7 protein-coding genes are annotated in these 15,269 nt (G+C 27.5%); 3 read left to right on the forward strand and 4 right to left on the reverse strand.

From position 1 onward, the window contains the following. Nucleotides 1-11: 11 nt before the first annotated feature. Nucleotides 12-740 (reverse strand): DNA replication protein DnaC, encoded by a 729-nt coding sequence (dnaC, locus tag BUCIPSTX3056_RS00065; RefSeq protein WP_075474455.1) that lies wholly within the window; start codon nucleotides 738-740, stop codon nucleotides 12-14. A gap of 234 nt (nucleotides 741-974) precedes the next feature. Further along, a complete protein-coding gene (gene rsmD / locus BUCIPSTX3056_RS00070) occupies nucleotides 975-1,550 on the reverse strand; it encodes a 16S rRNA (guanine(966)-N(2))-methyltransferase RsmD (protein ID WP_075474456.1) in 576 nt (191 codons plus the stop codon). A gap of 77 nt (nucleotides 1,551-1,627) precedes the next feature. Here rsmD and ftsY point away from each other — a divergent pair, with 77 nt between their 5' ends. The 3 genes from ftsY to metE all read left to right on the forward strand — a co-directional run bounded on the left by ftsY (nucleotide 1,628) and on the right by metE (nucleotide 6,608). Continuing rightward, nucleotides 1,628-2,668, forward strand: a complete 1,041-nt coding sequence (gene ftsY, locus BUCIPSTX3056_RS00075; protein ID WP_231938277.1) for a signal recognition particle-docking protein FtsY — start codon at nucleotides 1,628-1,630, stop codon at nucleotides 2,666-2,668. A gap of 93 nt (nucleotides 2,669-2,761) precedes the next feature. Continuing rightward, nucleotides 2,762-3,628: an RNA polymerase sigma factor RpoH gene (gene rpoH, locus BUCIPSTX3056_RS00080; protein ID WP_172598452.1), complete on the forward strand. Its 867-nt coding sequence runs from the start codon at nucleotides 2,762-2,764 to the stop codon at nucleotides 3,626-3,628. A gap of 694 nt (nucleotides 3,629-4,322) precedes the next feature. After that, nucleotides 4,323-6,608 carry a 5-methyltetrahydropteroyltriglutamate--homocysteine S-methyltransferase gene (metE, locus tag BUCIPSTX3056_RS00085; RefSeq protein WP_075474459.1) on the forward strand — a complete coding sequence of 762 codons (2,286 nt, stop codon included), beginning with the start codon at nucleotides 4,323-4,325 and terminating at the stop codon, nucleotides 6,606-6,608. Between the two features lie 232 nt (nucleotides 6,609-6,840). Here metE and rpoC read toward each other — a convergent pair whose 3' ends face one another. After that, nucleotides 6,841-11,073 (reverse strand): DNA-directed RNA polymerase subunit beta', encoded by a 4,233-nt coding sequence (gene rpoC, locus BUCIPSTX3056_RS00090; protein ID WP_075474460.1) that lies wholly within the window; start codon nucleotides 11,071-11,073, stop codon nucleotides 6,841-6,843. 95 nt (nucleotides 11,074-11,168) lie between these two features. Next, on the reverse strand, nucleotides 11,169-15,200 hold the full coding sequence (rpoB, locus tag BUCIPSTX3056_RS00095) for a DNA-directed RNA polymerase subunit beta (RefSeq protein WP_075474461.1): 4,032 nt from the start codon (nucleotides 15,198-15,200) through the stop codon (nucleotides 11,169-11,171). Nucleotides 15,201-15,269: the final 69 nt, after the last annotated feature.

Here is a 15,269-nt window from a genome sequence, read left to right on the forward strand (position 1 = left end):
CGATAACTAATTTAGTTTCTCTGTATATTTTTTCTATAACTATCCCATTCAAATGTTAACCATAGACTATTTCCTAAACTCATCCTGTCAAGAACTCTATCTCCCAATAAACCATTTAATCTTTCATGATTTAAATTAGATAATATTCCGGTAGATTTTTTAGAGGATGATCTCCTATCTATAATCTGATTAATAATCATTTTTTCATATCTAGATTCTGTTTGCATTCCTATTTCATCAATTATAAGTAAATCTACTGTACTTAAGTTATATAATAATTTTTCTTCAGTCATTTCTGCAGAAGACTGATTGAAAGTACTTTTAAGGGTTGACATAAGATCTGCAACTGTAATTATTAATATATTTTTTCCTCGTAAAATTAAATGATTTCCAATAGCTGAAGCTAAATGATTTTTTCCAGTTCCTGGTCGACCTGAGAATATAAAGTTAGCAATATTGTTTTTAAAATTTTCTGCATATCTACGAGCAGCGCATAGGACTTTTTTATGTCCTTCATGATGTACTTGGTAATTTTCAAAAGAACAATTTTTATATAATTCTCGTATTCCGGATCGACCTAATGTTCTTTTTATTTTCATAGCTTTATTTTTTTGAATAATGGATTCAGAATATTTTTTTCCTTGTTCTTGATTCCAGAATAATAATTCTTTATCATTACAGAATTTTGGTTCTATGTAAGCAGGCATAATTTTTTTTAGTTTTTTTAAAAAATTATTCATGTTATGTTATTTATTTCTCCAGATTTTATTAGTAACTATATTTTTAGCAATTTTAAAAATTAGTTTTACTTGAAAAATAATTTTTTCTGTGATTTTTATGATAAAATAATTTTTAATTGACGATCGTTTTATGTAATTTTTATTAATTATATGTTATTATAAACATAAATATAAGATTTTTATAAAATAGATAGTGATATTTATGAAGTTATATATTTTATTTTTTTTAAAACATTAATTTTTATTTTTTTTATAAAATAATAAAAATGATACTATTCCTATTTTTTTTTTTTTAATTAATTTCCATGTATCAGGTATATAGATATTATTATCTATATGTTCAATATATATAAAGGAATTTTTATGAATCCAATTATATTTTTCTAGATATTGAACAGATTGGTTAAGCAACGTTTTATTATAAAAAGGTGGGTCTAAATAAATAATATCGTATGGTGTACCATTTTTTTTTAACCATTGTAGGGTATTAGTATGAAAAACTGATATATTAGTAATAGAAAAATTTTTTATAGTTTTTCTTAATTTATTAACTAAAGTATAGTTTTTTTCTAATGAAGTAACTGATTTAGCTAATCGAGAAACTGATTCTATACTTAAGTTTCCGCTTCCAGAAAAACAATCTAAACATGTGGAGTTTTTTATATATTTTTGTAACCAACTAAATACTACTTGTTTAACACGATTTCTGGTAGGCCTTATATTTATTTTGTTAACTGAATGCAATACTCTATTTTTTAAAAATCCACCAGTAATACGAATTTTTTTTTGTTTTTTTGTTTTTTTTTTCATTTTCATAACTTTATTATGGAATCTTTTAAATAAAATATAATGAATATTTGTAATAATAAAAAATGAGGGTTATATGTGTGATAAAAAAAAATTTTTTTTCTAATTTAAAATCCTTTTTTAAAAAAAAAATTCAGAATAATACTCCTAAACATAAAATAAAAACCGATTTAACAAATTCTTCTTTAAATTCATCTAATAATAAAATTAATTCTTTTTTTAATAATTATATACATAATACCAAAAAATTTTTTATTAACAAAATAAATAATATTTTTTGTACACAAAAGTTAGATGAACATATGTTTAAAAAATTAAAAAATTTATTATTATCTTCTGATTTTGGAGTAACCGCTACTGAAAAAATTTTACATACATTTAAAATATATATTAAAAAAAACAATTCAATAAGTTCTAACAAAGCTATTATATATTTCAAAAATTTATTATTAAATATGTTGATTATATCGAAAGAAAAAAGTTGTAGTATTTCTAAGGCTAAAATGCCGTTTATAATTTTAATAGTTGGAGTAAACGGTGTAGGAAAAACAACTATTGTTACAAAACTAGCATACTATTATAAAAACCTCGGTTATTCTACTATGGTAGCTGCAGGTGATACGTATAGATCTGCTGCAATTGATCAGTTAATAGATTTAGGGAGAATCAATAGTATTCCTGTTTTTTCTAAACCTCTAGATTCAGATCCTGCTTCAGTGATATTTGATGCAATTAAAGAATCCATCAAAAAAAAAAAGGATATTTTAATTATTGATACAGCGGGTCGCTTACATAATAAAAATCATTTAATTCAGGAATTACAAAAAATTAACCGAGTAATTCATAAATGTCACCCAACGGCGCCTCATGAAATATTTCTAGTTTTAGATGCTGGGATTGGTCAAAATTCTATAGAACAAGCTAGAGTTTTTTCTTCTAATCTTCCAGTCACTGGGTCTATTATTACTAAGTTAGATGGTACAGCTAAAGGAGGAATTATTTTTTCAGTTGCTAATGAATTAATTATCCCAATTCGTTTTGTTGGTACAGGAGAAAAAATAACAGATTTTTCATCTTTTGATAGCAAAAAATTTGTTGATAGTTTTTTTAATGTTAGTTAAATCTGTACTAATGGATCTATTTATCGATAGATTAACAATTTAATGAGAATGCACAGTGTGCATATTGTGCACTTTTAGGATAAAATGAAAAAAATAAAAAATCAGGTTCGTACAATTAGTTTTTTAAATATTGGTAGTTTAGATGCCTATATTCGTATGGCAAATTCTTTTTCTATATTATCTCCTGAAAAAGAAAAATTACTTGCAGAAAAATTGTTTTTTTATAGAGATATAGAGTCAGCAAAATTATTAATTTTATCAAATTTACGATTTGTAATTCATGTTGCTAAAAATTATTCTGGATATGGTTTACCGCAAGCTGATTTAATTCAAGAAGGAAATATTGGTTTAATGAAAGCAATTAGACGTTTTAATCCCAATATTAATGTTCGTTTAGTTTCTTTTGCTGTGCATTGGATAAAATCTGAAATTCATGAATATGTTTTAAAAAATTGGCGTATAGTAAAAGTTGCTACTACTAAAGCACAACGAAAATTATTTTTTAATTTAAGAAAATCTAAAAAAAGATTAGGTTGGTTTAATCTTCATGAAATAGATATTGTTGCACGTGAATTAGGTGTTAGTAGACAAGAAGTAAAAGAAATGGAAGCAAGAATGTCTGCTCAAGATATAACTTTAGACGTCACACCATCAGATTCTCAATCTGATTATCCAATGAGTAATATGCGTTCCTCCCTCCATCTAGAAGACAAAAAATCAAATTTTGCAACAAAAGTAGAGCAAGATAACTGGGCTTTACATGCTGTTAATAAATTAAGTAATGCATTGTTAGTATTAGATGAAAGGAGTCAGCAAATTATTAAAAGGCGTTGGTTAAATAAAAATAGTTCTAAGATTACTTTGCAGACTATTGCTCAAGACTACGGAATTTCAGCTGAACGAGTTCGTCAATTAGAAAAAAATGCTATGAAAAAATTAAAAATAGCGATTGAAGCATAATTATTATTTATAATATATTTTTTTAGGTTTTAGTATTTATTCTTGAATTTCTATTTATTTTTTTTAAAAATTATTTAATATATAGTATTTTTTTAATATGTGTATTTATTTTTTACAGATATTAGTAATTTTTCGTACTATAAATATTTTATTTTTCTGTAGAAAAGTATTGATTGCTTATTTTTACGATGTTAGTATATTTTTTTTCTACAAATACATTTACGATTTTATATCGTTATAGACAATAGATATTTCTTATAATATTAAATATCTTATTTTAAAATATTTTGACATATATATTATATAGAATTTTTTAATATATTGATGATTAACAACAATTTTGAAAATTTTTAAAAAATATTTATAGTATTTTTATTATGAAAATTTATTTAATGAATTAAATTTTAGAGGTTAAAATAAACGTTTTTTTAAATTAAAAATTAATATTTATGTAATTAATATGTTTATGAATACTAATTAATTTTAAATGATAGAGGTGTATGTTATATGTTTTAATATACAATAATGATATTAATTAAGAAATATTTAAAACGAATGATCTATATTAAGAATTTTTATAAAAGTTTTTTGTACACATATATAACTGACAGTTATTTATTGTAGATAACTTATAAAGTTAATTATTTTTGGTATTTTTTATTTTTGTATTAATAACAAAATAGGAAAAACATGTATGGCTATAAAAAATCATATACTAGGATTTCCTAGAATTGGTGCGCGTCGTGAATTAAAATTTGCTTTAGAAAATTATTGGTCAAAAAAAATTACTTTGCATGATTTATTAGTTGTTGGTAAAACTATTAGACATAATAACTGGAAATATCAAGTTGATTGTGGTTTAGATTATGTAACGGTAGGTGATTTTGCATGGTACGATCATGTATTAAATGTTAGTATGATGATTAATAATGTTCCTAAAAGACATCAAATAGAAGATGAATCTAAGTTAAATTTAGATACTTTGTTTAGAATTGCTAGAGGATCAATAGTAATCGATAAAAATTGCTCTGCATCTGAGATGACTAAGTGGTTTGATACAAATTATCATTATATTGTACCTGAGTTATCTTGCGATCAAAATTTTTATTTTGCTTGGAAAGCAATTCTAGAAGAAACCGATGAAGCATTATCATTAGGGTATACGGTAAAACCAGTTTTGTTAGGTCCATTGACGTATTTGTGGTTAGGTAAAGTTAAAGGAATTAGTTTTAATAAATTAGATCTTTTGGAAAAAATATTACCTATTTATAAAGAAGTATTAACAAAATTATCTCGTAGAAATATTGAGTGGATTCAAATTGACGAACCTATTTTAGTTTTAGACATTCCTACACAATGGAAAAAAGCTTTTTTGGGTGTGTATAAAGAATTGAAAAATAACAAAATAAAAATTTTGTTATCTACATATTTTGGTGACATACATAGTAATATTGACATAATTAATAAATTATCAATTGATGGGTTACATATTGATTTGGTTGCAGGAAAATATGATATATGTCAATTACATAATTATTTTAATGAAAAATTTTTATTATCATTAGGTATAGTTAACGGACGTAATATTTGGAAAACAGATTTATTAAAATGGTATACAAAATTAAAGTTATTTTCTAAAGTGAAGCGTATTTTTTGGATCAGTACATCGTGTTCACTATTACATGTTCCATTAGATATATCTTTAGAAGAAAATTTAACAGATTTTGTAAAATCTTGGTTTTCATTTGGTATGCAAAAATGTTTAGAAATATCCATTTTGTCTCGTGTATTAAATAAAAAATTAAACATAAAAGAAATACATCGTTGGATCAAACCTATTGATGCATATAAATCATCTAATATAGTTAATAATATTGTAGTGCAAAAACGTGTTTTACAAATTTCTTCTGATCATATGCAAAGAAAAAATGATTTTACTATACGTTCAGCTATTCAAAAGAAAAAATTAAACTTACCAATATTACCTACTACTACAATTGGTTCATTTCCACAAACCATAGAAATTAGACAATTACGGTTAGATTATAAAAATAAAAAAATTAGTCAATCAGATTATGAAAATAGTTTAAAAATACACATTAAAAATAATATTATTCAACAGGAAAAATTAGGATTAGATGTTCTGGTGCATGGAGAACCTGAAAGAAATGATATGGTTGAATATTTTAGTGAATATTTAGAAGGTTTTGTATTTACACAGTACGGTTGGGTGCAAAGTTATGGTTCTCGATGTGTGAAACCTCCAATTATTGTAGGAGATATTAGTCGGATTACTCCTATTACAGTTATGTGGTCAAAATTTGCTCAATCATTAACAAATAAGCCTGTTAAAGCTATGTTAACAGGACCGGTTACAATTCTGTGTTGGTCTTTTCCTCGTGAAGACATTCCTAAAGAGCGCATAGCTCAACAAATTGCTTTAGCTTTGAGAGATGAAGTATCAGATTTAGAAAATTCTGGCATTGATGTTATTCAAATTGATGAGCCTGCTTTACGAGAAGGATTACCTTTACGGAAATTTTATTGGGATAATTATTTATCATGGGCAGTTAAAGCATTTAAGCTATGTTCATCAGGTGTAAAAGATAGCACACAAATTCATACGCATATGTGTTATTGCGAATTTAATGATATTATGCCTGCAATAGTAGATTTAGATGCTGATGTGATCACTATTGAAACATCTCGTTCAGACATGGATTTGTTAGAATTTTTTAAAACGTTTAAATATCCTAATGATATTGGTCCAGGGGTATATGATATTCATTCTCCAAATATTCCTACAATTAATTGGATTGAAAAATTATTAATTAAAGCGGTAGAATATATTCCTGTACAACAATTATGGGTGAATCCAGATTGTGGTTTAAAAACTCGTAATTGGATGGAAACATTGTTAGCTTTACAAAACATGATACAAGCTACTAAAAATATTCGAAAAAAAATTTTAAAAAAATAAGTTTTAATTATATATGCATTCCACTTAATGCGATTTTATTAAATATTGATTGTGTTTAGTGGTTTGTTTATGGAAAGTGTATAACATTCTTATTAAGGTTTTTGTATTGCAAGAAAAATAATAATTAGTTGTAATATATATTTTTTTATTTTTTTAATAATCTAAATATTATTTTAGATTTTAATGTGATTTAAGATATCGAGCTGTTAATACAATCAGCTCGAATTATTTTTTATAAATTATTATTAATTTTTTCGGTAGAATTTAACAGTTCAGATAAGTTTGCTGCTGCTTCTTCAGGACTAACAGAAGTAGATTTTGTTTGTTGTTTAGACGAATTTTTAATTTTTGTTTTTAATCTTTGTTTATGATATTTATATCCTGTTCCAGCTGGAATTAATCTACCAACAATCACATTTTCTTTTAATCCGCGTAGTTTATCTTTTTTTCCAGCTACAGCAGATTCTGTTAATACACGTGTAGTTTCTTGAAATGATGCTGCAGAGATAAATGATTCAGTTGCTAATGATGCTTTAGTGATACCTAGTAAATCACGAGAAAATCTTGCTATTTTTCTTTTTTTGATTTTGAGTTTTTTGTTTTCTAGCATGACGCTTGAATATTCCGTTTGTTCACCTTGTAAAAAATCAGAATCACCAGAATTTGTTATGGTAGCTTTTCGTAACATTTGTCTAATTATAACTTCAATATGTTTATTATTTATTTTCACACCTTGTAGTCGATATACTTCTTGTACTTCATTTACTATATGGCTAGTAACAGCTTGTACACCCCTTAATCTTAAAATATCATGTGGAGATTCAGGTCCATCAGAAATAGTATCCCCTTTTTCTACTCTTTCTCCTTCAAAAACATTTAGTTGTCTCCATTTTGGTATCATTTCTTCATAAGTATTATTTCCATCTGGAGGAGTAAGAATTAATCTTCTTTTTCCTTTTGTTTCTTTTCCAAAAGAAACAATTCCGTTAATTTCAGCTAAAATAGCTAATTCTTTAGGTTTTCTAGCTTCAAATAAATCTGCTACTCGAGGTAAACCTCCTGTAATATCTTTGGTTCCTGCTGATTCCTGAGGAACTCGAGCCAATGTATCTCCTGAAGATATCTTCATTCCGTTATCTAATTGTACAATTGATTTTCCAGGTAAAAAGTATTGAGCAGGCATATCAGTACCGGGTATAAATATATCAGATCCTGTTTTATCAACAATTTTCAAAGAAGGTTTTAAATCTTTTCCTTGTATATTTCTTTCTGAAGTGTCAAGAATTACAATAGAAGATAAACCTGTTAATTCATCGGTTTGTTTGGAAACGCTTTGCCCTTCAACAACATCAATAAATTGAATATATCCGCTTACTTCAGTAATTACAGGGATAGTATGTGGATCCCATCGTGCAATTATTTCTCCAGCCTTAACTTTTTCACCTTCTCCTTTTGTTAGCAATGATCCATAAGGTATTTTATAACTTTCTTGTGTTTTTCCGGTTTTATCTATCATTTTTAACTCAACATTTCTAGAGATTATAACTATTTTTCCTTCTGAGTTAATCACAGATTTTGCTCGATTTAAATGAATTAGTCCGTTTTTACGAATTTGAATACTGGATTCAGAGGCTACTTTTGAAGCAGCTCCTCCAATGTGAAATGTACGCATAGTTAATTGTGTTCCTGGCTCACCAATAGACTGAGCTGCAATAACACCTATGGCTTCTCCTTTATGGACTAGCTTTCCTCTAGCGAGGTCGCGTCCATAGCAATACGCGCATACTCCAAAATTTGTTTCGCAATGCACTACTGATCTCACCTTAACAGCATCTATAGAATTTTTTTCTAAAATATTACACCATTCTTCGTTTAATAAAGTATTTTGCGGTATCATAATTTTTGTAGAATCTAGATAATAAATATCTTCTACAGTTATACGCCCTAAAACTCTTTCTCTAAGTGGTTCTTTTATCTCTCCTCCCTCAATTAAAGTACTCATTAAAATTCCTTTTCGGGTTTTACAGTCAGTTTTTGTAACTACTAAATCTTGTGCTACATCTACTAATCTTCTAGTTAAATAACCTGAATTAGCAGTTTTTAATGCAGTATCAGCTAACCCTTTTCTTGCTCCATGAGTAGAAATAAAATATTGTAGTACGTTTAATCCTTCTCTAAAATTTGCTGTTATTGGTGTCTCTATAATGGAACCATCAGGTTTTGCCATTAATCCACGCATGCCAGCTAATTGTCTAATTTGAGCTGCAGAACCTCTTGCTCCAGAATCAGCCATTATAAAAATATTGTTAAAGGACTTTTGTTTTATTTTTTTTTGATCTTTATTATAAATAATATCATGTGATAAATTTTTCATCATAGCATTTGCAATATTTTCATTTGCATCCGCCCATATATCTATTACTTTGTTATATCGTTCACTTGCTGTAACTAATCCGGTTTGAAACTGTTTGTGTATTTCAGATACTTCTTTTTCTGCTTCTAATAAAATATTTGTTTTTTTTGTCGGTATTATAATATCGTCAATTCCAACAGAAACACCAGATTTTGCTGCATATGAAAATCCTGTATACATGATTTGATCAGCTAAATTAACTGTTTCTTTTAATCCTAATATTCGATAACAAATATTTAAAATATTTGATATGTCTGATTTTTTTAGTGTTTTATTGATTATTTTAAATGGTAATCCTTGAGGTATAATAGTCCAAAAAATTGCTCTTCCTATGGTAGTTTTGATGATTTTTTTTTGCTCTATTAAATTGTTTTTGTCATCTTTAATATATTCAGAGATACGGATATTAACGATAGAATGTAAATCAACCGATCCTAAAGCATACATACGTTCGGCCTCTTTTGAAGAAGAGAGCAACATTTCGGATCCTTTTCCATTGATTTTTTTTCGTGTCATATAATATATACCTAAAATTACATCTTGAGATGGAACGATAATAGGTTCTCCATTAGCCGGGGAAAGTATATTTCTAGTCGACATCATTAATAATCGCGCTTCTTTTTGAGCAGATTTTGTTAATGGAATATGAATCGCCATTTGATCTCCATCAAAATCTGCGTTATATGCAGCACATACTAATGGATGTAATTGTATTGCTTTTCCTTCAATTAAAATAGGTTCAAATGCTTGTATGCCCAATCTATGTAATGTAGGCGCTCGATTTAGTAAGATCGGATGTTTACAAATAATTTCATCTAATATATCCCAAACAATTGGTTCTTCTTGCTCTACCATTTTTTTTGCAGATTTAATAGTTGTGGCGAGATTTCTTTGTTCTAATTTTCCATATATGAATGGTTTAAACAATTCTAGAGCCATTTTTTTAGGTATACCGCATTGATTTAAATGTAAATACGGACCTACGGTAATTACTGAACGACCTGAATAATCTACTCTTTTTCCTAATAAGTTCTGTCTGAATCTACCTTGTTTTCCTTTAATCATATCAGCTAAAGATTTTAAAGGTCTTTTGTTTGAACCGGTAATGGATCTACCGCGTCTTCCGTTATCTAATAGAGCATCGATTGCTTCTTGTAACATTCTTTTTTCGTTTTTTATTATTATATCTGGAGCTGACAATTCTAATAAGCGTTTTAATCTATTGTTTCGGTTAATAACTCGTCTATACAAATCATTTAAATCGGAAGTTGCAAATCTACCACCATCTAGAGGGACTAAAGGTCTGAGATCCGGAGGTAATATTGGAAGTACAGTTAAAATCATCCATTCAGGTTTATTTTTAGAAATCAATAAGGATTCAATGAGTTTGATTCTTTTTGTAACTTTTTTCCTTTTTGTGTCAGAATTAGTTTTACATAGTTCTTTTTTTAAGTTTAAACAAATATTTTTCAAGTTCATTTTTTTTAAAATTTTTTGTATAGCTTCTGCACCCATTTTGGCTTCAAAATCATTTCCAAATTCATCTATTGCTTGTATATACTGGTCTTCTGTTAGTACTTGGTATTTTTCTAAGCTAGTCATTCCAGATTTAATTACAATATATGATTCAAAGTATAATACTCGTTCTATATCTCGAAGAGGTATATCTATTAGTAAACCAATTCTAGAAGGTAATGATTTTAAAAACCATATATGTGCAATAGGAGCAGCTAATTCAATATGCCCCATCCTTTCTCGACGAACTGTGCTTTTTGTAACTTCAACGCCACACTTTTCACATACTACGCCTCTATGTTTTAAACGTTTATATTTACCACATAAACATTCATAATCTTTTATGGGTCCAAAAATACGCGAGCAAAATAATCCATCACGTTCAGGTTTAAAGGTTCGATAATTTATTGTTTCAGGTTTTTTAACTTCTCCAAAAGACCAAGATCGTATAATTTCTGGAGATGCTAATGAAATTTGAATAGAATCGAATTCTTCAATTTTATTTTTTTTTTTAAAAATTTTTAATATGTCTTTCATGAATTATTTCTTATAAAATATATAAATAGTTGTTAAAATAGGATAATAATAAAATTTATATCCATGATTGAGTATTAAAAAATAAACTTTTTATATTAATCATTATTTAAGTCAATATTAATTCCTAAAGAACGTATTTCTTTTATTAGAACATTGAATGATTCTGGCATTCCGGGTTCCATTTTGTATTTTCCGCTGACTATATTTTTATACATTTTAGTTCTTCCCGCTACATCATCGGATTTAACTGTTAACATCTCTTGCAATGTGTGTGATGCACCATATGCTTCTAGAGCCCATACTTCCATTTCTCCGAATCTTTGTCCTCCAAATTGTGCTTTTCCACCTAACGGTTGTTGTGTAATTAAACTATAAGACCCGGTTGATCTTGCATGCATTTTATCGTCGACTAAATGATTTAGCTTTAACATATACATGTATCCTACAGTTACTTTTCTTTCAAATTTTTCTCCTGTCCGTCCATCGAATAAAGTAATTTGCCCTGATGTAGAAAAATTTCCTATTTTTAATAGTTTTTTTATTTCATTTTCTTTTGCTCCATCAAATACAGGAGTAGCCATTGGCATGCCATTACTTAAATTTTGTGCTAGTTTTAATATTTCTTCATCTGAAAATTCATGTAAATTAATCTTTTGATATGCATTTTCTTCAAGATTGTATGTTTTTTGTAAAAATTGACGAATTTTTGAAATTTTTTTGTTTTTTCGTATCATATTATTAATGATATTTCCAATTCCTTTCGCGGCTAGTCCTAAATGTGTTTCAAGAATTTGACCTAAATTCATACGTGATGGAACACCCAATGGATTTAAAACTATATCTATTGGTATCCCGTCTTTATCATAAGGCATATCTTCAACAGGATTGATTTTTGAAACAACTCCTTTGTTTCCGTGTCTTCCTGCCATTTTATCCCCAGGTTGTATTTTTCTTTTGACAGCTAAATAAACTTTTACAATTTTTAAAATTCCAGGTGATAATTCATCACCTTGTTTAATTTTTTTGGTTTTTTCAAGTATTTTTTTTGTGAAATTTTTTTTTAACTTTTGATATTGATTTTTTAATATATTTATTTTTTTGTTTATTCGATCAGAGTATTGTGGATTATTTTTAAAATAATCATCTAATGATGTGATATTAAAATTATTTATAGATATATTTGAATTAATTAATATATTTTTTATTCGAGTAATGATATTTGTTTCAAAAATTTTTAATTCTTCATTAAAATCTTTTTTTGTTGTTTTTAGAAGCATGTCTTCTATTTCTAATGTTCGTAGATCTTTTTTTATTCCATCACGAGTGAAGATTTGTACATCAATAACAGTTCCGTTGGTTCCGTTAGGTACTCTCAATGATGAATCTTTTACATCTGAGGCTTTTTCACCAAAAATAGCTCTTAATAATTTTTCTTCTGGTGTTAACTGGGTTTCTCCTTTTGGAGTAACCTTTCCTACTAATACGTCTCCACTTGATACATCAGCACCTACGTAAATAATTCCTGAAGCATCTAAATTTAACAATGCATTTTCACTTACATTTGGTATGTCAGCAGTTATTTCTTCAATTCCTAGTTTAGTATCACGACATATACAAGACAATTCTTGAATATGAATAGAAGTAAAGCGATCTTCTCTTACAACTTTTTCAGAAATAAGGATAGAATCTTCAAAATTATATCCATTCCAAGGCATGAAAGCTACACGCATATTTTGTCCAAGAGCCAACTCTCCCAAATCAGTAGATGGTCCATCAGCAAGAACATCACCTTTTTTAATAGTATCATTGATATTCACGCATGGTATTTGATTAATACATGTATTTTGATTAGATCTAATATATTTGGTTAGTTTATATATATCTATTCCTGACTGATAAGCAGTAATATTCATGTGATTAACATTTACAATGATTTTTGAAGCATCTACATACTGTACAACTCCATCTCTTTTAGCAACTATGGTAACTCCTGAATCCACTGCTACTGATCTTTCCATGCCTGTACCTACTAACGGTTTTTCTGACTTCATTAGGGGAACAGCTTGTCTTTGCATATTCGCACCCATAAGTGCTCGATTAGCATCATTATGTTCTAAAAAAGGTATTAATGATGCTCCTACAGAAACTATTTGCTGAGTAGACACGTCCATGTATTGCACTTGTTTTTTATGAAATAAGCCAAATTCGCCTTTATGGCGACATGTTACAAATTTTGTACAAAACTTACCTTTTTGGTTGATTTTTGTGTTAGCTTGTGCAATAATATAATTACCTTCTTCTATTGCAGATAGATATTTTATTGTATACGTAGCAATTCCTTTTGTTATTGTTCTGTATGGTGTTTCTAAAAATCCATACTGATTTGTTCTAGCATAGATAGATAAAGAGTTAATTAATCCTATATTTGGTCCTTCTGGTGTTTCTACAGGACACACTCTACCATAATGAGTGGGATGTACGTCTCTTACTTCAAAACCAGCTCTTTCTCGAGTTAATCCTCCAACTCCTAAAGCAGAAATTCTACGTTTGTGTGTAATTTCAGCTAATGGATTGTTTTGATCCATAAATTGAGATAATTGACTAGATCCAAAAAATTCTTTAATTGCAGAAGAAATGGGTTTTGCGTTAATAATATCTTGTGGCATTAATGTTTCTAAATCACTTGATGATAACCTTTCTCGTACTGCTCGTTCAACTCGAATAAGTCCTATTCTAAATTGATTTTCTACCATTTCTCCAACAGATCGAACACGACGATTTCCTAGATGATCGATATCATCAATTTCTCCTTTTCCATTACGTATATTTATCAATTTTTTTACTACGTCTACTATATCGTTTTTATTTAACGTTCCGGACCCACTAGTTGTATTACGACACAGTGATCTATTAAACTTCATTCTACCTACTGGCGATAAATCATATTTTTCTTTAGAAAAAAACAAATTATTAAATAAATTTTCTGTGGCTTCTTTAGTTGGTGGTTCTCCGGGTCTCATCATTCTATATATTTCAACTAAAGCCGTATTTCGGTCTTTAGTAGAATCAATTTGTAGAGTATCTGAAATATATGATCCATGATCACGATCATTTGTAAATAAAACATATATTTTTTTGTAATTAAATTTTTTTATTTTTTTGAAATCTTCTTGAGTTAATTTAGTATTTGCCGCAATAAATATTGACCCTGTATTTGGATCTATATAATTTTTACTGATTATTTTTCCATAAATATATTCTTTTGGAACGTTAAGAGAAGTAATGTTATTTTTTTTGAATTCTTGGATGTGTTGGTTAGTGATGCGTGTACCTTGTTTAAAATATTTTCTTTTGTTTTTTATAACATCAAACGGTATTGTTGTTCCTAACAATCTTTTTGGAATTAAATCCATAGTGATTTTGTTTTTTTTTATACGAAAAATATCATGTTTAAAAAATTTTTTAAGAATCTTTTCAGTACTAAAATTTAAAGCATGTAGTATAACTGTAATAGGAATTTTTCTTCTACGATCTATTCGTGCAAATAGATAATCTTTAGGATCAAATTCAAAATCTAACCAAGATCCTCTGTATGGTATAATTCTTGCATTATACAATATTTTTCCTGATGAATGGGATTTTCCTTTATCGCTATCAAAAAAAACACCTGGACTTCTGTGTAATTGAGAGACTACTACTCTTTCAGTTCCATTAACAATAAATGTTCCGTTTTTTGTCATTAACGGTAATTCCCCCATATATACTTCTTGTTCTTTAATATATTTAACTATGGTGTTTTTTGATTCTTTTTCGTAAACAATTAATCTTAATTTAACTCTTAAAGGAACCGAATATGTTGTTCCTCTGGTTTGTGACTCCTGCACATCAAATATCTTCTTACCTAATGAATAAGAAACATATTGTAATTCAGCGCATCCATTATAACTTCGAATAGGGAAAATAGATTGAAAAGCAGACTCTAATCCTTGATGTTCTTGTGATTTAGATTGAATAAATTTTTTAAATGAATCAATTTGAATAGATAAAAGATATGGGATTTCTAAGATTTTTTTTTGTTTACCAAAATTTTTTCGTATCCGCTTTTTTTCAGTATGAGAGTAAACCATTATATTCCTAATATATATGTTGTTGTAAAAATAAAAATCTTTATTATATTCAATGTATTTAAAAATAAA

This window comes from Buchnera aphidicola (Cinara pseudotaxifoliae) (assembly GCF_900128595.1).
Classification (GTDB): domain Bacteria; phylum Pseudomonadota; class Gammaproteobacteria; order Enterobacterales; family Enterobacteriaceae; genus Buchnera_F; species Buchnera_F aphidicola_J.

Excerpts from the sequence above, each read along its gene's own strand:
- metE (WP_075474459.1), top strand. The coding sequence starts at position 4,323 with ATGGCTATAAAAAATCATATACTAGGATTTCCTAGAATTGGTGCGCGT.
- dnaC (WP_075474455.1), bottom strand. The coding sequence starts at position 740 with ATGAATAATTTTTTAAAAAAACTAAAAAAAATTATGCCTGCTTACATA.
- rpoC (WP_075474460.1), bottom strand. The coding sequence starts at position 11,073 with ATGAAAGACATATTAAAAATTTTTAAAAAAAAAAATAAAATTGAAGAA.
- rsmD (WP_075474456.1), bottom strand. The coding sequence starts at position 1,550 with ATGAAAAAAAAAACAAAAAAACAAAAAAAAATTCGTATTACTGGTGGA.
- rpoB (WP_075474461.1), bottom strand. The coding sequence starts at position 15,200 with ATGGTTTACTCTCATACTGAAAAAAAGCGGATACGAAAAAATTTTGGT.